The sequence below is a fragment of the Bradyrhizobium sp. PSBB068 genome (genome assembly GCA_016839165.1).
GTDB lineage: Bacteria > Pseudomonadota > Alphaproteobacteria > Rhizobiales > Xanthobacteraceae > Bradyrhizobium.
Window position 1 is genome coordinate 447,218 of the sequence record CP069300.1, and the last position, 18,632, is coordinate 465,849.

An 18,632-nucleotide genomic window follows, 5' to 3' on the forward strand; every position below is an offset into this window, starting at 1 on the left:
TGACAGCAGAGAATAATGGCGGCATGGTCGCGCAAGACGACGCAACCGGCGCAGCGGCAACTTTAGCGCGGGGCGTCAGTTCAGCTGGCGTACTGAGGCCGTCAGCCGCAGCGCGATCGCGAACAGCTCGTTTTGCGAGGAGATGCCGAGCTTGTCATAGGCGCGCTTGCGATAGGTGAGGGCGGAGTGCAGCCCGATGCCGAGGCTGGCTGCGATCGCCTCCGAGCTGAGGCCCGAGAGGATGCGAAGGCAGACCTCCTGCTCGCGCCCGGTCAGCCGGGCGAGCGGCTCTGTGGTCGCAAACAGGGTCTTCAACCGCTCAATGGGATCGACATCCGCTGCCGCGTCGCGCTGGAAGTGCCGTGCCACGGCAGCGGTCAACGCGGGCGCCACTGCGGCGAGGCGCGCGATCTGCGCGCGGCTGAAGCGCCCTTGCGCGGTGATCTGGTAGAAATTGACGTAGAAGCAGGTGTCGCCGGTCCAGATCGCGGAAGCGAACTTGTCGACGATGTCGGAATCGTCGAAGAAGATCTTGCGATAACCGTCGCTGTACATGCGGCGGGCGAAGGTCGGCAGCATGATCGGCGTGGCCTGTGCCTGCCCCTCGAACACCGCGTCACGATTCGGATCGGCCTGGTGGAAATGCTCGGAATAGGCGATCCCGAGGTCGCGCCCGGTCGGGATGTTGCCGACGTCGAGCAGGCACGCGGCGGACCGCGGGCCCGTGAACGAGAACACCATGCAGTGACCGACCCCGGCGACCCGGCGTAGCGTGTCGATCAGGGCCTCCGCAAAGCTGTCGCGGCCAATCGCCAGCAGCGCCGGCGTGATGTCGCTGACGACCGACGTGTTGAAGGCGTGATCGGCCTTCATGGTGGTCCTCCCTGTGTTTCGGGAAGACTAGCAGCGGGATTGCGGGGGTGGAAGCGGTCCCCCCCGTCATTCCGGAGCTCGCGAAGCGAGAGCCCGGAATCCATTTCGCCGCAGGCCTTGTGGCCCGATGGATTCCGGGCTCGACGCTGCGCGTCGCCCCGGAATGACGAGAGGATGTAGGTCGCGGTTTACCTGAAGAAGCCGTTAGGCCCCCGGCACCTGGTCGAGGAAGCCGGTGATGCTCCTGATCCGGCCGTCCTTCAGCAGGGCGAAGTCGGTGCCCTTGATCGGGCTGTCGACGCCGTCGGGCCCGAGGCCCCAGGAGAAGCGGACGTGGTCGCCGAAGCCGTTCGGCTCGCCGATCAGCTTGAAGGTGAAGTCCGGAAACTTCTGCTGCACGCCGGCGATCAGCGCATCGACGCCCTCATGGCCGTCGCCGCTCATCAGCGGATCGACATAGCGCGCATCACTGGTCCAGTTTGTGCTCAGCATCTCGCGGCGCCGGCTCGGCGTCCGCTCGTTCCAGAGCGCGATGTAGTTGCGGGCGACGGTGGCATGGTCGGTCATGGTGCTCTCCTTCTCAAGTGCCGTCCTTAAGCGGCTGTCCGGACTATCGAAGGTTTGCAGGCGTCGATCGATTACCTCTGACGTCATCGCGCGCGTGACGGCGGCGCGGCCTATGGCCTGATATAGGCCTCGGGATCGCCGCGCGCGTGCGCCTCCATCGCATCGAGGAAGCAGCGCACCTTGGCCGGGACGAATTGCCGCGCCGGCAGCAGCGCGTGCACGTTGAGCGGCTCGCAGGCGTGGTCCGGCAACAGCCGCCGCAACTGGCCGGCCGCGACTGCGGCGCGGGTGTAGCTCGCGGTCACCCGCAGCACGCCATGGCCGGCGAGCGCGGCTTGCAGGCGGACATGAGCATTCGAAGAGGTGAGACGCGCGCGATCGACCGCGAGATGCTCGACGGCGCCGCCGGGTGCGGTGATCGCCCATCGCGGATCGCTGGGACCCGTCAGAAGTGGCAGCTGTCTCAGCTCGTCCAGTGTGCGCGGCTCGCCGAACTTCTCCAGCAGCGCCGGCGCCGCGAACAGGCCGCGCTCGAGGGTGAAGACGCGCCGGATCACGATGCCGGCCGACGGCAGCGGCGCCTCCAGCATCGCGAACACGATGTCGTAGTTCTCCGCGATCGGGTTGACGATATCGTGCTCGACATCGATCGCGGATCGCGAGCTCCGGATAGCGGCCCATCACCGCGCAGGCGACCGGCCCCGCGTGATGCGCGCCGAATTCGTACGGCGCCTTGATGCGCAGCGTGCCGGCGACCGCGCTCGACATCGCCAGCGCCTCGCTGTGGGTGTCGTGCAGCGCCGCGAACAGCGGACGCACCTTGCGATAGATCGTCTCGCCGGAATCGGTCAGCCGCAAATGCCGCGTGGTCCGCTCGATCAGCCGCAGCCCGAGATTGGCCTCGAGCCGTTGCACCGCAGCACTAAGGCTCGACTTGGGGTGACCGAGCACGCGCGCAGCCGCACTGAAGCCGCCATGCTCGACAACTTCGCAAAACAGCTCCCAGTCACGCCACTCCATGGCCGATTGTCCATCCACCGGTACAGTGTGTCCAGCCAAATCGGATTATCCCGGCGGCCGCAATCCCCTAACCTCGTTGCAAGCAATATTGCATCGGGAGGGTGAATTGGCTGACGACGACGGGATTTTCCTGCGCAACGCCTGGTACGTGGCGGCGCTGAACCACGAGCTGATCGACGGCAAGAAGCTGGCGCGCACCATCCTGGAGCGGCCGATCGTGATCTATCGCGGCGCCAGCGGAAAGGTCGTCGCGCTCGACGACCGTTGCTGCCATCGCGCGGCGCCGCTCTCGATGGGACGGGTCGAGGGCGACGACATCAGGTGCATGTATCACGGCATGAAGTTCGCGGCCGACGGCAAGTGCATCCAGATCCCCGGCCAGGACGCGATCCCCGCCAAGCTCGGCGTGCGCAGCTATCCCGTGGTCGAGCGCTACAACATGATCTTCATCTGGACCGGCGATCCGGAGAAGGCCGATCCGAAGCTGATCCTCGACTATCCGCCGCTCGAAGATCCCAAATGGCGCGGCCTGCCGGGCTATATGCACTACAAGGCCAACTGGCTCCTGATCGTCGACAACCTCAGCGACTTCGCGCATCTCGCTTTCGTGCACACCAACACGCTCGGCGGTTCCGAGGAATATGCCTACAAGACCAAGCCGGTCGCGATCGAGAAGCTGGAGGACGGTTTCCGCGTCGAGCGCTGGCACATGGGCGCCGATGCGCCGCCCTACCACAAGAAGGTGATCCCGAACAAAGCCGACATGGTCGATCGCCGCAATGTCGGCCGCATGATCGTGCCGGGTATCTTCACGCTCGACACGATGTTCGCGCCGGCCGGGCAGGGCGCGGAGAAGGGCGTTCAGGTGCCGGGCACCCGGCAATACCGCAACGCGCAGTTCATGACCCCGGAGACGCGCTCCTCAACGCACTTCTTCTGGAACTATCTGCACGATTTCGACACCGACAACGCGAACATCGCGCTGTCGCTGCGGCATTCGCTCGAGGAGGCCTTCAACGAGGACAAGGACTTCATCGAGGCGCAGCAGAAGGTGCTCGATGCCGATCCGGATTATCAGTTGCTGGCGATCGGCGCCGACGCGCCGTTGACCTATTTCCGCTGGCTGTTCGCGCGCCGGCTCGATACGGAGAAGGCAACGGCACGGGCCGCATGATCGCGGCGGCGCCGGCTGTCCGCGCCCCGCCAAAGTCGCGCCGGGATCGCGAGATCGTGACTTCCCGGCATGGCTTCCGTTCCGGCTGGTTGACGTAAGGTGTTCGACCTTAATTCGTCGGTTCTTGATCGGGGTCAAGGTTTAGACCTGCGCCGGCCTGACCATCTTGGTCGGCGATCAATCGGTGAATGAGCTTGCGCGAAAAAGCAGACCCCTCTGAACGGAGTGGCAGCACCAACTGGGTGCAGCACGCTTGGCTATGGCCGTTTGAGGCCATGCGATTGGCGCTGGACATCTCCTCACAATGGTACCCGGATCGCCCGGCCGAGCCCACAGATGCGTCAGACGAACAGGAACTGCCCTGGACGACGGCCAATTCCGTCGCGCTGCAATTGCCGACGATGCGCCTGCTCGACTTCTCGAGCGCGGTCGAGGGCCCGCCGCTGCTGGTCTGCGCGCCCTACGCGCTGCACCGCGCGAAGATCGCGGATCTTGCACACGGCCACAGCCTGATGGCGGCGTTGCAGGAGGCCGGTACTGCACGTCTCTATCTCACCGATTGGCGCTCGGCGACGCCGGAGATGCGGTATTTCTCGATTGACACCTTTCTGTCCGATCTCAACGTCGCCGTTGACACCATCGGACCACCCGTCGACCTCGCAGGTCTCTGTCAGGGAGGATGGCTGTCACTGCTCTATGCGGCGCGCTTTCCCGACAAGGTGCGGCGGCTGGTGCTTGCGGGCAGCCCGGTTGACGTGTCGGTGCCGTCGGAGCTTTCCAGGATGGTCGCCTCGCTCCCGCAGCAATCCTTCGAGGCAATGGTGCGGCAGGGTGAAGGGATCGTCAGCGGCGAGCACATGCTTCAGGTCTGGAGCCTCCCGTTCAACCTGCTTGACGTGGAGGCTGCGCTGCAGCGGCGGCTCGACGGCAAGTCGGAGGATGCGCGGGTCCTGCTCGATCGCTTTACGCGCTGGAACGACGAGACGCTTGATCTGCCCGGCACCTACTACCTCGAAGTGACCGACTGGATCTTTCGCCAGAACCGGATCGCGGCCGGAGACTTCGTTGCGCTCGGTCGCAAGATCGATCTTGCCGCAGTGACCTTGCCCGTCTTCCTGCTCGCTGCGGAGAAGGACATCGTTGTTCCGCCTGATCAGGCATTCGCGACAATGCGGCTCCTGGGCACGCCGCCCGCATGGTTGCAATGCGACACCGAGCCGTGCGGCCATCTCGGCCTGTTCGTCGGCTGCATGGCCCTGACCGGCCCGTGGCGCCGGATTGCACGCTGGCTTCAGTCCGATCTCGACGAGGCCACAGGCGGGCGAGCGCGGATCAGCGCGTGAGGCGCCAAATGAAAATGCCCCGAACTGCGGTTTCGCAATCCGGGGCATCGAACGTCCATCGCGATGTCGCGCTTACTTGTCGCGCTTACTTGGCCGCGACGACCATGATCTCGACATTGTACTGGGGCGCCGCAAGCTTGGCCTCGACGGTGGCACGGGCCGGGGTGTTGCCCGCGGAGACCCAGCCATCCCACACCGCGTTCATCTCCGGGAAGGTCTTCATGTCGGTGATGTAGATGGTCGCGCTGAGGAGCTTCGACTTGTCGGTGCCGGCCTTGGCGAGATGGCCGTCGATGATCGACAGGATGTCCTTGGTCTGGTCGGTGACGCTGCCGCCCGCCGCCTTGCCGGCGACGACGCCGGCCAGATAGACGGTGTTGCCGTGTACGACAGCCTGGCTCATGCGCGGGCCGGTTTCGAAACGCTGAATGCTCATTTGGGTCTCCACTTGAATGGCGGAAACTCTCTAGCCTGCCGGCGCGTCCGCCGCCACTGCGCAATTTGCAGCACGGCTCACGGAAATCGCCTGAATTGCACCGAGATCACCTCGGCGCAATCGCGTTGTCACGAATGCGGCTGGAACGCCCAGCGCGCGAACAGGGCGATCCGCTCGGCCGGCCACGCGCCATCGCACGGCATCGTGCCGGCCTCGAGGCGAGCCAGAATCTGCCGACTGTGCTTGCTGACGTCTTCCTCCTTCCAGAGATCGAAAGCGAACAGCATCGAATTGCGGTCCATCGGCCGGAACAGCGGCCGGATGTGCTGTTCGAATTGCACCTCTTCATCGGGACCCGGCAGCACGACGCTGACCTCGTTCGCGCCCTGCGCATCGTCTGCGATGGCGGATGGTCGCGCCGCGGGCGTCGCGTTGCAGACCCACCACCAGCGCGGCACCGGCATGTTCGGCGGCGGTGTCGCGTCGGCGCCGGAATTCTCCACCGCGATCCGCGAGCCCCATTCGATATAGGCGACGAAGGCGGCGCGGAATTCCGGATCGGATGGCAAGCCGGCGTCGTCGGCGCTCTGCACCATGTAGGTGGCCCACAGCGCGCGCTGCTCCGGCCGGATCTCCTTGCCGATATGTTGCGACACCATCCGCCGATAGCCGCCATAGCGTTCGGTATAGAAGCGCGGGCCACCGAACACTTCGCTCAGCCAGGCCGCGACCCGTTCCGGATGGTCCGGCGACATCTCGGCGAACAGCGGGCCGAGCAGCGGATCCTCCGGCACGTAGCGGCTGTAGAAGATGCGCGTCATGTCGAGCAGCGCCGGATAGCCGCCAGCCCATTCGAACAGCGTCGGCTCGCGCAAGGGATCGGGGACGGGATCGTGAAAATCGACATTCCAGTGCATGCCGCTGCAGAACGGTTTGTTCAGCGATGAACCGCAGCGGCACAGGCTGGCATGTTCCTGCGACGCACCTTCGTTTCGTGCGATCGGCGCGCCATCCTCACCGACCAGTTCGACATGGCCGGTGAGCCGATAGGGGCCGTCCTTCGACACTTCGATCTGCGGCGGCCGGTCGACGTCGGACAGGTTGGTGTCCCGCGCGGGACCAATGCCGATGCCGAGTGCGCCCGACGGACACCTGCGCACCGCGTTGATGAGATCATCCAGACGCGCCCCGCTTGGCGCGATGAAAGGCTCCTCGCCGAGATGAAACACGGAATTGAGCCGGTCGGTGCAAAAGCCGGAATGCGCGCAGGTGCCGCGATTGTCGAACACATAGGCTTGTTGTCCCGCATGGACGTCGAGCTTGTCGGGCACCCGCCGCGGATCCCTGCCGTCGGTGAAGCCGCGCGCGACGTGGCTGTCGTCGCAGAACGGCTTTGTCTGCGATTGTCCGCAGCGGCACAGCCGCACCGGCGCCTCGGCTGCAACAGGCACACCGAGATGATCGACGATCGCAATGCCGGGCTCGGCTTCGTAGGGACCGTTGCTTCTGACGACGATGCGCTTGCGCGGCTTCTGCTTGTCGTTCGCACGCTCGACGGAACTGTCTTCTGTCATGCCTTGCAGTATTCCCTGAACTCGCCCAACCCGCGCAAAGCGTGCTTAGATGGATCGATGGCGGCGCTCAACGAACCAGATGGAAAGTGCCGCAGGAGAGTTGCGATGATCCGCAAGACCAAGCGCAAATATGGTTGCCCGGTCGAGTTCTCGATCGACCAGCTCAGCGGCAAATGGAAGACCGTGATCCTGAGCCGCCTCAAGGTCCGCCCGATGCGCTACGGCGAGTTGCGCCACGACATTCCGCAGCTCAGTGACAAGGTCTTGACCGAGCGCCTGCGCGATCTCTGCAACTCGGGGTTCGTCAAGCAGGAGCGCGGCGGCGGCGCCTCGCGCTATTGCCTCACCAGGCGCGGCGAGATGCTGAAGCCGATGCTGCAGGCGCTGTACGATTGGGGCGAGGCGAATGCGGACACGTTCGGGGTGCGCTTCGCCAGCGTGGAGGTGGAGTAGGGCAAGATGAGATCGGGCTGTGGCCGCGGGGCGAGGGACACTTTGCGCAATTTCTGAATATTAGAAGAATGCACCTGAGTTGCCCGACGTGTCAAGTCGCTCGGTCGCTCGGTGCCTGACCGAACGCCAGCGGCTCCTTTGCATGGGGTTGTTTTCGATATTTTAAGCCCGCGTGCCTAACCCACCGCCTTCGCCGCCGCGCGCCCGGCGTTGCGGCCGGAGAACAGGCAGCCGCCGAGGAACGTCCCCTCCAGCGAGCGATAGCCGTGCACGCCACCGCCGCCGAAGCCGGCGGCTTCACCGGCGGCATAGAGCCCGCTTATGATCTGGTGATCGTTGCCGAATACGCGTGAATCGAGATCCGTCTCGAAGCCGCCGAGCGTCTTGCGGGTCAGGATGTTGAGCTTCACTGCGATCAGCGGGCCGTGCTCGGGATCGAGGATGCGGTGCGGCTTGGCGGTCCGGATCAGCCGGTCGCCGATATAGCGCCGCGCATTGTGCAGGTTCATCACCTGCGCATCCTTGACATAGGGGTTGGTGATCTCGCGGTCGCGCGCCTCGATCTGCGCCTTGATAGCGTCGGGCTGCAACAGGTCATTGCCGGCGAGCTTGTTCATGGCAGCGACGAGGTCGGCGAGGTTGTCGCGCACGATGAAGTCGGCGCCATGCTGCTTGAAGGCTTCGACCGGCGCCGGCGCGCCCTTGTTGGTGGCGCGCTTGATCGTCATGCGCCAGCTCTTGCCGGTCAGATCAGGGTTCTGTTCGGAGCCTGACAGCGCGAACTCCTTCTTGATGATGCTCTGGGTCAGGATGAACCACGAATAATCGTAGCCGGTGCCCATGATGTAATGCAGCTGCCCGAGCGTGTCGGAGCCCGGGAACAGCGGCGCCGGCAGCCGCTTGCCTGATGCGTCGAACCACATCGACGACGGCCCGGGCAGAATCCGGATGCCGTGACGCGGCCAGATCGGGTTCCAGTTCTGGATGCCCTCGACATAGTGCCACATGCGGTCGCGGTTGATCAGCCGCCCGCCCGCGGCCTCGGTGATCCCGATCATGCGGCCGTCGACATGTTCGGGCACGCCGGAGATCATGAACTTCGGCGGTTCGCCGAGCCGCCGCGGCCAGTTTTGCCGCACCAGGTCGTGATTGCCGCCGATGCCGCCGGAGGCGACGATGACAGCCTGCGCGCGCAGCGTGAAATCGCCGACCACATTGCGCGAGGAGCTCTTGCCGCGCTCGACCGAACTCGGTTCCAGGATGGCGCCGCTGACGCCGTCGACCGTGCCGTTGCTGACGCTGAGCGCATCGACGCGATGGCGGAACTTGAACACCAGCAGTCCGCTCCTGGCGGCCTCGCGCGCGCGGCGCTCGAACGGCTCGACGATGCCGGGGCCGGTGCCCCAGGTGACGTGAAAGCGCGGCACCGAATTGCCGTGGCCCATGGCGTCGTAGCCGCCGCGCTCGGCCCAGCCGACGACGGGGAAGATGCGATGGCCCATCGCGCGCAGCCAGTCGCGTTTCTCGCCCGCCGCGAATGCGACATAGGCCTCCGCCCATTTGCGCGGCCAGTGATCCTCGTCACGATCAAAACCCGCGGTGCCCATCCAGTCCTGCAGCGCGAGGTCGATCGAATCCTTGATGCCGAGCCGGCGCTGTTCCGGCGAATCGACCAGGAACAATCCGCCGAACGACCAGAAAGCCTGGCCGCCGATGCTCTGTTCCCCTTCCTGATCGAGCACGATGACGCGCTTGCCTGCGTCGGCGATCTCGGTTGCGGCGACCAGGCCGGCAAGTCCGGCGCCGATCACGATCACATCTGCATCGTCAGCCATTTTGGTGTCCCCCGTCCCGCCGCGATTCAAGACCGCGTCACTGTTCGCGGTCAACGCCAAATGGACCTTGCCTGTGGCGGCAAGGCATCAAATGGTTGCGGCAAGTTGTTCCGGTTTGGGACCTTTTCCACGCGCCACTGCAGCGTGCGCGCAACACCCAATTTGATTTTGTTTTGACCGGCTTCGCTCGTCTGGACAAAAATCCAGTCTCGCAACACGCTCACGCCGTCTGCATCACAAGACCAACAGATTCGGTTTGGACTGGGGCTGGCCAATGAAGTTGATGACGGGGTTGCTCGCGGCGGTTCTCCTGCTGGCGGGAATGGGGGCGTCACAAGCAGTGGTCAGGATCGCCGACGATCGCGGCGGCAAGATCGGGGTCTATGTCGACAAGTACCAGGACCTGCGCACGTCGGGTGAGACCGTGATCATCGACGGGCTGTGCGCCTCGGCCTGCACCATCGTGCTCGGCAAGGTTCCTCATGACCGGATCTGTGTGACCTCGCACGCCAGTCTCGGCTTCCATGCCGCCTGGGATTACGGCGACAACGGCCGGCCGGTGCCCAACCCCGAAGCCACCCATATGCTGTACCTGATGTACCCGCCGGCGGTGCGCAAATGGATCAACGATCGCGGCGGCCTGACCCGGCGGATGATCTTCCTGCAAGGCAAGCAGCTGCAGGCGCTGTACAAGCCGTGCTATCTCAACGCCCAGGCTTCGGCGCCCAAACCCGCGCACTGAGCGGCCGATCTCGGCCTAACGTCCTTTCGCGCATGGCCGGTAACCTGGGGCATGATGGGACAGGCAGCGGAAATCGGCTCGCTATCATTTGACGGCCCGCGACCGCCATAGCGCTTGCTGCCTTGGGGAACCCGGCTTATCTGAACCGGATGGTTCAGCCGATCTCCACCCGATCCGAGCACGTGACGGCTCTGCAGGGCCGGGTGGCGTCGATGATCCTGTGGGGCGCTGCCGGCATCGGCGGATTGGCCTTGCTCGCCGCTGCCGCGCTCTGGTTCCACTACGGGACCGCGGTGTTTTTCGAAATGATCACGGCCGGCATCTCCGCCTGCTTCTGACAAGGACGCCCTCACACCATGACCCGGACCACGCGCCCATTGGTGATCTTCGCTGCCTTCGCGGGCAGTCTGGCGGTCGGCCTGTTCCTCATGCTGTGGGCAGTCGGCGGCTTGCGCACCGTCGCAGCGCCGGCCGCGATCGGCGGGCCGTTCCAGCTCACCGATCAGTCCGGCCAGACCGTCACCGACAAGAACCTCCAGGGCAAGCCGACGCTGATCTTCTTCGGCTTCACCCATTGCCCGGACATCTGCCCGACCTCGTTGTTCGAGATTTCCGAGGTCCTGAAGGCGATGGGCAAGGACGCCGACCGCGTGAACGCCTATTTCGTTTCGGTCGATCCGGAACGCGACACCGCTGCGGCGATGAAGGACTATCTGTCGAGCTTCGATCCGCACCTCAAGGGCCTGACCGGCGATCCCACAGCGATCGCCAAGGTGCTGTCGAGCTATCGCGTCTACGCCAAGAAGGTGCCGCTGAAGGATGGCGACTACACGATGGATCACACCGCGCTGATCTATCTGATGGACCGCGACGGCCATTTCGTCGCGCCGTTCAATCTGAAACGGACGCCCGAAGAGGCGGCGGTCGATCTCAAACGGTATCTCTGACCGCCCTTTCCGGTTCGGGATTCGCCCAATCGGCGCTCGCATCACGCGCCGGATGGTCTATAAGCCGTTCAATTCCCTGATTATTGCCGGTTATGCCCAATCCGTCCGCCCAGCCTTTTGCCGTCCGCTCGCGCCAGCTTCGCCTGGCCGCGGGGATGATTGCCGCCGTCGTGCTGGTGATGGCGGAGCCCGCGGTCGCACAGACACCACCGGCACAGCCACCGCAGGCGCCAGCGGCCAAGCCGGCCGCTGCGCCGCCTCCGCCCGCAAGGCCTGCCCCGGCACCAGCGGCGCCCCCGGCGGCAGCTGCCCCGTCGCAGCCGAATCAGCCGCCCAAGGCCGCCGAGGCTGCGCCGCAGGCGGTGCCGGGCTTCTGGGACCCGCGGCGCCGGCCGGATCGGCCGGACCTGTCGCGGCTCACCGTGATCCGCTTCCTGACCGAGACCGATTATCCGCCGTTCAACTTCACCGGTCCGGACGGCAATCCGGCCGGCTTCAACGTCGATCTGGCGCGCGCGCTCTGCGACGAGATCAAGGTCACCTGCACTATCCAGATGCGCCGCTTCGAGACCCTGATCGATGCGCTCGCCACCAACCGGGGCGACGCCATCATCGCCTCGATGGCGGTGACGCCGCAGCTGCGCGCCAAGGTCGATTTCACCGATCCCTATTACCGCGCGCCGGCGCGCTTCGTGTCGCGCCGCGACAATGTGATGCCGGAAATCCGCCCGGAATATCTCGAGGGCAAGAAGGTCGGCGTCATCGGAGGCACTTCGCACGAGGCCTACCTCAAGGCGATGTTCACCGACGCCGAGATCCATTCCTATCCGGATAACGATGCGCTGCGCGCGGCGCTGCGCCGCGGCGAGGTCGACTTCATCTTCGGCGATGCGATCTCGCTGGCGTTCTGGATCAACGGCACCGATTCCGCCGAATGCTGCGCGTTCTCCGGCGGCCCCTTTGTCGAGAGCCGCTATTTCGGCGAGGGCGTCGGCATCGCCGTGCGCAAGGGCAACGACCTGCTGCGGCAGTCGCTGAACTGGGCGCTGTTCCGGATCTGGGAAAAAGGCCGCTTCACCGACCTGTGGCTGCGCTATTTCTCGATCAGCCCGTTCTAGCTCCGTCATTCCGGGGCGAAGCGAAGCATCGAACCCGGAATCTCGAGACTCCCGTCGTTTTGCATTTTGCCGCGAAAGCGTTAGGTTTCGCGGCCTTTTTGGAGAAAGCTCGAAGAAATGTCCGTGATTGATCTTGCCGCCAGCCCGAGCGACCTGCGGGCGCTCGCCGAACAATCCAACGCCTGGCCGTTCGAGCAGGCGAAAGCGATTGTGGCGCGGCTGAAGAAAAATCCGAAGGACGAAGTGCTGTTCGAGACCGGCTACGGCCCCTCGGGCCTGCCGCATATCGGCACCTTCGGCGAGGTCGCGCGCACCACGATGGTGCGCCATGCCTTCCGCGTGCTCACCGAGGACAAGATCAAGACGCGGCTGCTTGCCTTCTCCGACGACATGGACGGCCTGCGCAAGGTGCCGGACAACGTGCCGAACAAGGAGCTGCTGCAACAGCATCTCGGCAAGCCGCTGACCAAGGTGCCCGATCCGTTCGGCACCCACCCGAGCTTCGGCCAGCACAACAATGCGCGTCTGCGCGCCTTCCTCGATCAGTTCGGCTTCGACTACGAGTTCGCGAGCTCGACCGAATACTACACCTCGGGCCGGTTCGATGCCGCGTTGCTGCGGATGCTGGAGCGGATCGAGAAGGTGATGGCGATCATGCTACCCTCGCTGCGTGAGGAGCGCGCCGCGAGCTATTCGCCGTTCCTGCCGATCTGTCCGCGCACCGGTCTCGTGCTCTACGTGCCGGTGACCGCGCACGACGCCAAGGCCGGCACGATCTCCTATGAAGATCCCGACACCAAGGAGAGCGTCACCGTCCCGGTCACCGGCGGCCGCTGCAAGCTGCAATGGAAGCCGGACTGGGCGATGCGCTGGTACGCGCTCGGCGTCGACTATGAAATGGCCGGCAAGGACCTGATCGACTCGGTGAAGCTGTCGGCGAAGATCTGCGCGGCGCTCGGCGGCACGCCGCCGGAAGGCTTCAACTATGAACTGTTCCTCGACGAGAAGGGCCAGAAGATCTCGAAGTCGAAGGGCAATGGCCTGACCATCGACGAGTGGCTGCGCTATGCCTCGCCGGAATCGCTGTCGCTGTTCATGTATCGCGAGCCCAAGGCGGCGAAGCGGCTCTATTTCGACGTCATCCCGCGCAATGTCGACGACTACCAGCAGTTCCTCGATGGCTTCACGCGCCAGGAACCGCGACAGCAGCTGCAGAATCCGGTCTGGCACATCCATTCCGGCAAGCCGCCGCAGGCCGACATGCCGGTCACCTTCCAGCTGCTGCTGACGCTGGTGTCGTCGTCGAATGCGGAAAATGCCGAGACGCTGTGGGGCTTCATCGGCCGCTATCGGCCGGGTGTGACGCCCGAGACCCATCCGAAGCTCGATGCAATGGTCGGCTACGCCATCAACTATTATCGCGACTTCGTGGCGCCGACCAAGCAGTTCCGCGAACCGACCGAGGGTGAACGCGCCGCGTTGCAGGACCTGCGCGATGCGCTCGCCAACATGCAAGCTGATGCGACCGCGGAAGATATCCAGAACGTGGTCTACGAGATCGGCCGCCGCGAGCCGTTCCTCGACATGGTCAAGAAGGGCAAGGACGGCCGTCCGGGCGTGTCGCTCGACTGGTTCAACATGCTCTACCAGGTGCTGCTCGGCCAGGAGAAGGGCCCGCGCTTCGGCTCCTTCGTCGCGGTCTATGGTGTGCAGAACGCGGTCAACATGATCGACGGTGCGCTGGCGCGGTCGTCGTAAACTTCCGTTCCTCCCCGCGAGGGGAGGGACAAAGAGCCGCAAAATGCGGATGGCTGATCCCCGGCAATTTCACCGGAGGTCTGCGGCGGACTGCGCTACACTGGCTCCATAAAATCAGCACGGCCTCCGCAGAGCGGCCGGCACAGATGGGAGCGCGCGCATGCAGTTCAGGGTTTCGCCGACATCGCTGCAGGACAGTACGAGCGCCGAGGAATGGCAGGCGCGGGTCGATCTCGCCGCGGCGCATCGGCTCGCCTACATCCACGGCTTTTCGGAAGGCATCTTCAACCATCTCACCTTCGTAGTGCCCGGCCGCAGCGACCGCTACTACCAGATCCCGTTCGGCATGCACTGGTCGGAGGTGACTGCGTCGTCCTTCATGGAGGTCGGTATCGACGATGCCGAGGTGAAGCGCGGCGAGGGTGAGGTCGAGCGCTCCTGCTATTGCATCCACGCGCCGATCCACAAGGCGCTGCCGCAAGCCAAGGCGGTGTTCCACACCCACATGCCGTATGCGAGCGCGCTGACGCGGCTCGAGGATCCTCGCATCAAGGAGATCGGCCAGACCGAGGTCGGACTGTCGGAGGCGATCGCCTATGACGACCTCTATACCGGCCCTGCGCTCGACCCTGCGGAAGGTGCGCGGCTCGCCAAGGTGATCGGCAACAAGACCATCCTGTTCATGGCCAATCACGGCATCTCGACCGTCGGCGCGACCGTCGCCGATGCCTATGATCGGCTCTACTACATCGAGCGCGCCGCGCAGGTGCAGATCTACGCGATGTGGACCCAGCAGCCGCTCAAGCAATTGCCGCAGCATGTGGTGGAAAAGACCAAGCGCGATTTCCGCGACGATCACCTCTACAGGGGCCCAAGCCCGTCGCAGCGGCATTTCGATGCGCTGAAGCGGATGCTGGACCGCAAGGAGCCGGACTACGCGACGTAGTTCGCGTCAAACTCCGCCGTCGTCCCGGCGAAAGCCGGGACCCAACCACAGGGCTGGGTTGGTTGGGCAGGTTGCGGCCTCAGCGTGCGTAAGCAGTGCTATGCGGTGGTTATGGGTCCCGGCCTGCGCCGGGACGACACCGATTGTGTGGTGACTGCATCGCCTGCTACTGGCTCGCCCACACCACCCGCGCGATCCACGCGACCTCCTCGGCATCGAGCATGCGGTCGGGGTGCTCCGGATTGAGCGAGGCGAGCTCCAGCACCTTGCCGGTGCGGCGCTTCAACTCCTTCACCATCACCTCGCCGCCGGTGGTGCGCACCACGACGCGGTCGCCGCGGCGGATCGCGGTTGCCGGCGACACCACGATGATGTCGCCTTCGCGATAGGCCGGCTTCATCGAGTCGCCGTCGATCTCGAGCGCATAGGCGTGCTCGTCTGACGTTGCCGGCAGCGCCACCTCGTCCCAGCCCTTGCCGGCGGGAAAACCTGAGTCGTCGAAATAGCCGCCGGCGCCGGCCTGCGCGAAGCCGAGCAGCGGCACCGACTGGCCGCCGCGCGGGCCGTCGCCGAGCAGCTGCACGAAGGTCTCCATGCTGGCGTTGCTCGCGGCCAGCGCCTTGGAGAGCGATTCGGTCGATGGCCAGCGCTCGCGGCCGTCGCCGGTCACGCGCTTGGACTTGTTGAACGTGGTGGGATCGAGGCCGGACTGCTTGGCAAGTCCGGACGGTGACAGGCCGGCGCGTTCGGCGAGCCGGTCGAGCGCGGCCCAGACCTGAGCGTGGGTCAGCGGTCGGGCGGCTTTGGACTGTTTGGCCATCGAGGATATCCCGGATGGTAGGAATTATTGCCTGAAACTTCGATTTTCGCAAATCTGCCGCCGGATCTGGCGCGGCACCGCTTGAGTTGCGCCGCTACCGCCGATACGGTCCCTCGCTCGCCAGTTGGCGTCTGGGGCATTTCCCCTCAAATCCGGATAAAACCCCAAGAGACTCAAGGACAAAAGGGAAGGCCGGGCCGTGCCCATGATCTATAAAATCACCCCCGCTTCGGCCTGGCGCGAAGCCGAGCGGCAGGGCGTGTACCGGGGCAGTGCGGACGACAATCGCGACGGCTTCATCCATTTTTCCACGGCCTCGCAGGTCGCCGAGACCGCGCGCAAGCATTACCACGGACAAACCGGCCTGTTCCTGGTCGCGGTCGACGCCGATGCGCTCGGCGATGCCCTGCGTTGGGAGCGGTCGCGCAATGACGAACTGTTTCCACATCTCTATGGCGAACTCGACCTCGGCGCGGTCACCGAAATCCTGAGCCTGCGCGCGCGCTCCGACGGCGGCCACGACGTTCCGGAGCTCAAGCCGTGATCCGTGCCTTCGACGCCTTCTCGCTGCCGCTGCTGCGCTGGTTCGATCCCGAGGATGCCCATCGCATGGCGATCCAGGGCCTGAAACTGCTGCCGCCGGTCCGGCTGCGGCCGGATGATCCCAAGCTCGCGGTGCGCGCCTTCGGGCTGAACTTTCCGAATCCGATCGGCATGGCGGCGGGGTTCGACAAGAGCGCCGAGGTGCCTGACGCGCTGTTGCGGCTCGGCTTCGGCTTTGTCGAGATCGGCTCGGTGACACCGAAACCGCAGGCCGGCAATCCGCGGCCGCGGCTGTTTCGCCTCGAGCGCGACGAAGCCGTCATCAACCGCATGGGCTTCAACAATGACGGCGCGGAAGCCGTGCTGCGGCGGCTCGCCGCGCGCGCCGGCGGTGGCGGCATCGTCGGCGTCAATGTCGGGGCCAACAAGGATTCAGAGGACCGCATTGCCGACTACGTGAAGCTGATCGAGACCTTCGCGCCGGTCGCGAGCTATTTCACCGTCAACGTCTCCTCGCCGAATACGCCGGGCCTGCGCAATCTGCAGCAATCGGCGGCGCTCGACGATTTGCTGGCGCGGGTGATCGATACCCGCGAGCGCGTGCGCAAGAACGCCGGCGATTCACCGGTGCTGCTGAAGATCGCCCCGGATCTGAGCCTCGCCGAGCTCGACGACGTCGTGCACATCGCTCGCTCGCGCGGCGTCGACGGCATGATCGTCGCCAACACCACGCTGGCGCGTCCCTCGACCTTGCGCGAGGAAACCCGTGCCAAGGAGCAGGGCGGCCTGTCGGGCCGTCCGTTGTTTCGCCTCTCGACGCGGATGGTGGCCGAGACCTATGTGCGTGTCGAAGGCGCCTTTCCCTTGATCGGCGTCGGCGGCATCGATTCCGGCGGCGCCGCGCTGACCAAGATCCGCGCTGGCGCCAGCCTGATCCAGCTCTATTCCTCGCTGGTCTACAAGGGCATCGGCCTGGTCGAGGACATCAAGCGCGATCTGTCCTCGACCCTGCTGCGCACGGGGCGCGACTCTTTGTCGGAAATCGTCGGCGCCGACGCCGCGGCCATCACGGCCGAGGACTGGCCGGTGAGGTAGCGAACGTCTTCCGCAGCATCGCCGGATAGCGCAGGCCCTGCAGGCCGCCGCGGGCGACGTAGAAGCCGATCAGAGCGATCCACAGGCCGGTGTTGCCGTATGCGCTGAGCGCCCACCAGGTGGCGAGGAAGATCGCGAGCGAGGCCAGCATCAGATTGCGCATCTCGCGCGCCCAGGTTGCGCCGACATAGATGCCGTCGAAGCCGAACGCGAACACGCCGGGCAGGGGCGCCATGACCACGAACGGCAGGAAGTCGCGCGCATAGCGGCGCACGTCGTCGCTGGTCGTCATCAGCTTGATCAGCGCCGGTCCGAACAGTGCGAACAGCACCGACACCACCAGCGCAAAGCCGATGCCCCACAGCAGCACCAGCCGGGTCGAATCGGCAAAGCCGCGTCCGTCGCGCGCGCCGAAGGCGCGGCCGCACAGCTGCTGGGCGGCGTTGGCGAGGCCGTCGAGAAAGAAGGCGCTGACCAGCAGGAAGTTGTTCAGCACCGAATTCGCCGCCAGCGTGACGTCGCCCTCGCGCGCGCCCTTGGCGGTGAAGAACAGGAACACGACGATCAGCGCCGCGGTACGGACCATGATGTCGCGGTTGACGGCCAGCATGCGCATCAGCTTGGTGCGATCGAACAGCGTGGCCGCGGGAACCGCGAAGCCTGTTTGCGAGATCCGCCACGCCACGACGATGCCGACAACGAAACCAGCGGTCTCGGCGAGCACGGCGGCGATCGCGGCTCCGGCAATGCCGGCGCCATAGGCCTGCACCAGCAGCACGGTCGCAATCATGTTGATCAGGTTGATCACGATCTGCAGCGCCAGCGCCAGATTGGCGCGCGCCTGGCCGACCAGCCAGCCCAGGATGACGTAATTGGCGAGCGCCAGCGGCGCCGACCAGATCCGGATCATGAAATAGGTTTTCGCCGCACGCGTGACGCCTTCGCTGCCGCCCATCAGCTGGAACGTGATTGCGGCGAGCGGCAGCTGCAGCGCGATCAGCGCGGCGCCGATCAGGCCGGCGACGATGAAGCCGCGCACCAGGATCGCGGCGTATTCCTGCGGCTCGCCGGCGCCTTGCGCCTGCGCGGTGAAGGCCAGTGTGCTCATGCGCAGGAAAGCGAACAGCCAGAACAGGCAATCGAAGATCACCGAGGCCATCGCCACCCCGCCGAGCTGCGCAGCATCGTCGAGGCGGCCGATCGCGGTGGTCGAGACGATGCCGATCAGCGGCGTGGTCAAATTGGCGACCATCGCGGGGCCGGCGATGGCGAACACCTGGCGGGTGGAGATCTTCGGGTGGATGGGTGCGTGCATGGCTACGGTTGCAAGGAATGTATGCTTCTAGCGCGTCGTCCGTCGCGCGACCATGCCGGAATTGTGCTCAGAG

The 18,632-nt window shown here is 65.2% G+C and carries 18 protein-coding genes and 1 pseudogene; 11 read left to right on the forward strand and 8 right to left on the reverse strand.

All coding sequences use genetic code 11. The annotated features are described in order from the left end of the window. Positions 1-75 precede the first annotated feature (75 nt). The 3 genes and pseudogenes from JQ507_02065 to JQ507_02075 all read right to left on the reverse strand — a co-directional run bounded on the left by JQ507_02065 (position 76) and on the right by JQ507_02075 (position 2,460). On the reverse strand, positions 76-873 hold the full coding sequence (locus JQ507_02065) for a helix-turn-helix transcriptional regulator (GenBank protein QRI70353.1): 798 nt from the start codon (positions 871-873) through the stop codon (positions 76-78). Positions 874-1,077: 204 nt separating this feature from the next. Next, the gene (locus tag JQ507_02070) at positions 1,078-1,440 is read right to left on the reverse strand and encodes a nuclear transport factor 2 family protein (GenBank protein ID QRI70354.1); all 363 of its coding nucleotides are present in this window, start codon (positions 1,438-1,440) and stop codon (positions 1,078-1,080) included. Between the two features lie 110 nt (positions 1,441-1,550). Next, positions 1,551-2,460 (reverse strand): annotated as a pseudogene (locus tag JQ507_02075) (LysR family transcriptional regulator). A 106-nt stretch (positions 2,461-2,566) separates the two neighbouring features. Here JQ507_02075 and JQ507_02080 point away from each other — a divergent pair. Together JQ507_02080 and JQ507_02085 are read left to right on the forward strand one after the other, a co-directional pair. Next, a complete protein-coding gene (locus JQ507_02080) occupies positions 2,567-3,634 on the forward strand; it encodes an aromatic ring-hydroxylating dioxygenase subunit alpha (protein ID QRI70355.1) in 1,068 nt (355 codons plus the stop codon). A 275-nt stretch (positions 3,635-3,909) separates the two neighbouring features. After that, positions 3,910-4,977, forward strand: coding sequence for an alpha/beta fold hydrolase (locus tag JQ507_02085; GenBank protein ID QRI73141.1), 1,068 nt, complete (start codon positions 3,910-3,912; stop codon positions 4,975-4,977). 85 nt (positions 4,978-5,062) lie between these two features. Here the strand turns inward: JQ507_02085 and JQ507_02090 are convergent, their stop codons facing one another. Together JQ507_02090 and JQ507_02095 are read right to left on the reverse strand one after the other, a co-directional pair. Beyond that, positions 5,063-5,413: a RidA family protein gene (locus JQ507_02090; GenBank protein QRI70356.1), complete on the reverse strand. Its 351-nt coding sequence runs from the start codon at positions 5,411-5,413 to the stop codon at positions 5,063-5,065. Positions 5,414-5,541: 128 nt separating this feature from the next. Next, on the reverse strand, positions 5,542-6,987 hold the full coding sequence (locus tag JQ507_02095) for a CDGSH iron-sulfur domain-containing protein (GenBank protein ID QRI70357.1): 1,446 nt from the start codon (positions 6,985-6,987) through the stop codon (positions 5,542-5,544). Positions 6,988-7,092: 105 nt separating this feature from the next. Here JQ507_02095 and JQ507_02100 point away from each other — a divergent pair, with 105 nt between their 5' ends. Beyond that, the gene (locus tag JQ507_02100; protein QRI70358.1) at positions 7,093-7,440 is read left to right on the forward strand and encodes a helix-turn-helix transcriptional regulator; all 348 of its coding nucleotides are present in this window, start codon (positions 7,093-7,095) and stop codon (positions 7,438-7,440) included. A gap of 176 nt (positions 7,441-7,616) precedes the next feature. Here the strand turns inward: JQ507_02100 and JQ507_02105 are convergent, their stop codons facing one another. Further along, the gene (locus JQ507_02105; protein QRI70359.1) at positions 7,617-9,275 is read right to left on the reverse strand and encodes an FAD-binding dehydrogenase; all 1,659 of its coding nucleotides are present in this window, start codon (positions 9,273-9,275) and stop codon (positions 7,617-7,619) included. A gap of 274 nt (positions 9,276-9,549) precedes the next feature. On the opposite strand from JQ507_02105, the gene JQ507_02110 reads away from it, so the two are divergent. From JQ507_02110 to JQ507_02135, 6 genes are all read left to right on the forward strand, one after another. Beyond that, entirely contained in the window at positions 9,550-10,017 is a 468-nt protein-coding gene (locus JQ507_02110) for a hypothetical protein (protein QRI70360.1), read from the forward strand. 149 nt (positions 10,018-10,166) lie between these two features. Further along, positions 10,167-10,355 carry a hypothetical protein gene (locus JQ507_02115; protein QRI70361.1) on the forward strand — a complete coding sequence of 63 codons (189 nt, stop codon included), beginning with the start codon at positions 10,167-10,169 and terminating at the stop codon, positions 10,353-10,355. An 18-nt stretch (positions 10,356-10,373) separates the two neighbouring features. Further along, positions 10,374-10,964 carry an SCO family protein gene (locus tag JQ507_02120; protein ID QRI70362.1) on the forward strand — a complete coding sequence of 197 codons (591 nt, stop codon included), beginning with the start codon at positions 10,374-10,376 and terminating at the stop codon, positions 10,962-10,964. 92 nt (positions 10,965-11,056) lie between these two features. Next, positions 11,057-12,082 (forward strand): transporter substrate-binding domain-containing protein, encoded by a 1,026-nt coding sequence (locus JQ507_02125; protein QRI70363.1) that lies wholly within the window; start codon positions 11,057-11,059, stop codon positions 12,080-12,082. 117 nt (positions 12,083-12,199) lie between these two features. Then, positions 12,200-13,840 (forward strand): lysine--tRNA ligase, encoded by a 1,641-nt coding sequence (locus JQ507_02130; protein ID QRI70364.1) that lies wholly within the window; start codon positions 12,200-12,202, stop codon positions 13,838-13,840. 160 nt (positions 13,841-14,000) lie between these two features. Beyond that, positions 14,001-14,786, forward strand: a complete 786-nt coding sequence (locus JQ507_02135; GenBank protein QRI70365.1) for a class II aldolase/adducin family protein — start codon at positions 14,001-14,003, stop codon at positions 14,784-14,786. A 166-nt stretch (positions 14,787-14,952) separates the two neighbouring features. On the opposite strand, the gene JQ507_02140 is transcribed toward JQ507_02135, so the two are convergent. After that, positions 14,953-15,606, reverse strand: a complete 654-nt coding sequence (locus tag JQ507_02140) for a helix-turn-helix transcriptional regulator (GenBank protein QRI70366.1) — start codon at positions 15,604-15,606, stop codon at positions 14,953-14,955. A gap of 199 nt (positions 15,607-15,805) precedes the next feature. Here JQ507_02140 and JQ507_02145 point away from each other — a divergent pair, with 199 nt between their 5' ends. Both JQ507_02145 and JQ507_02150 read left to right on the forward strand, forming a co-directional pair. Then, the gene (locus tag JQ507_02145) at positions 15,806-16,150 is read left to right on the forward strand and encodes a DUF952 domain-containing protein (protein ID QRI70367.1); all 345 of its coding nucleotides are present in this window, start codon (positions 15,806-15,808) and stop codon (positions 16,148-16,150) included. Continuing rightward, positions 16,147-17,244, forward strand: a complete 1,098-nt coding sequence (locus JQ507_02150) for a quinone-dependent dihydroorotate dehydrogenase (protein ID QRI70368.1) — start codon at positions 16,147-16,149, stop codon at positions 17,242-17,244. The genes JQ507_02145 and JQ507_02150 overlap by 4 nt, the downstream gene beginning before the upstream one ends. Here JQ507_02150 and JQ507_02155 read toward each other — a convergent pair. Continuing rightward, complete coding sequence (locus JQ507_02155) at positions 17,216-18,559, reverse strand: MATE family efflux transporter (protein QRI70369.1); 1,344 nt, start codon at positions 18,557-18,559, stop codon at positions 17,216-17,218. The two genes, JQ507_02150 and JQ507_02155, sit on opposite strands and share 29 nt — an antisense overlap. Between the last annotated feature and the right edge of the window lie 73 nt (positions 18,560-18,632).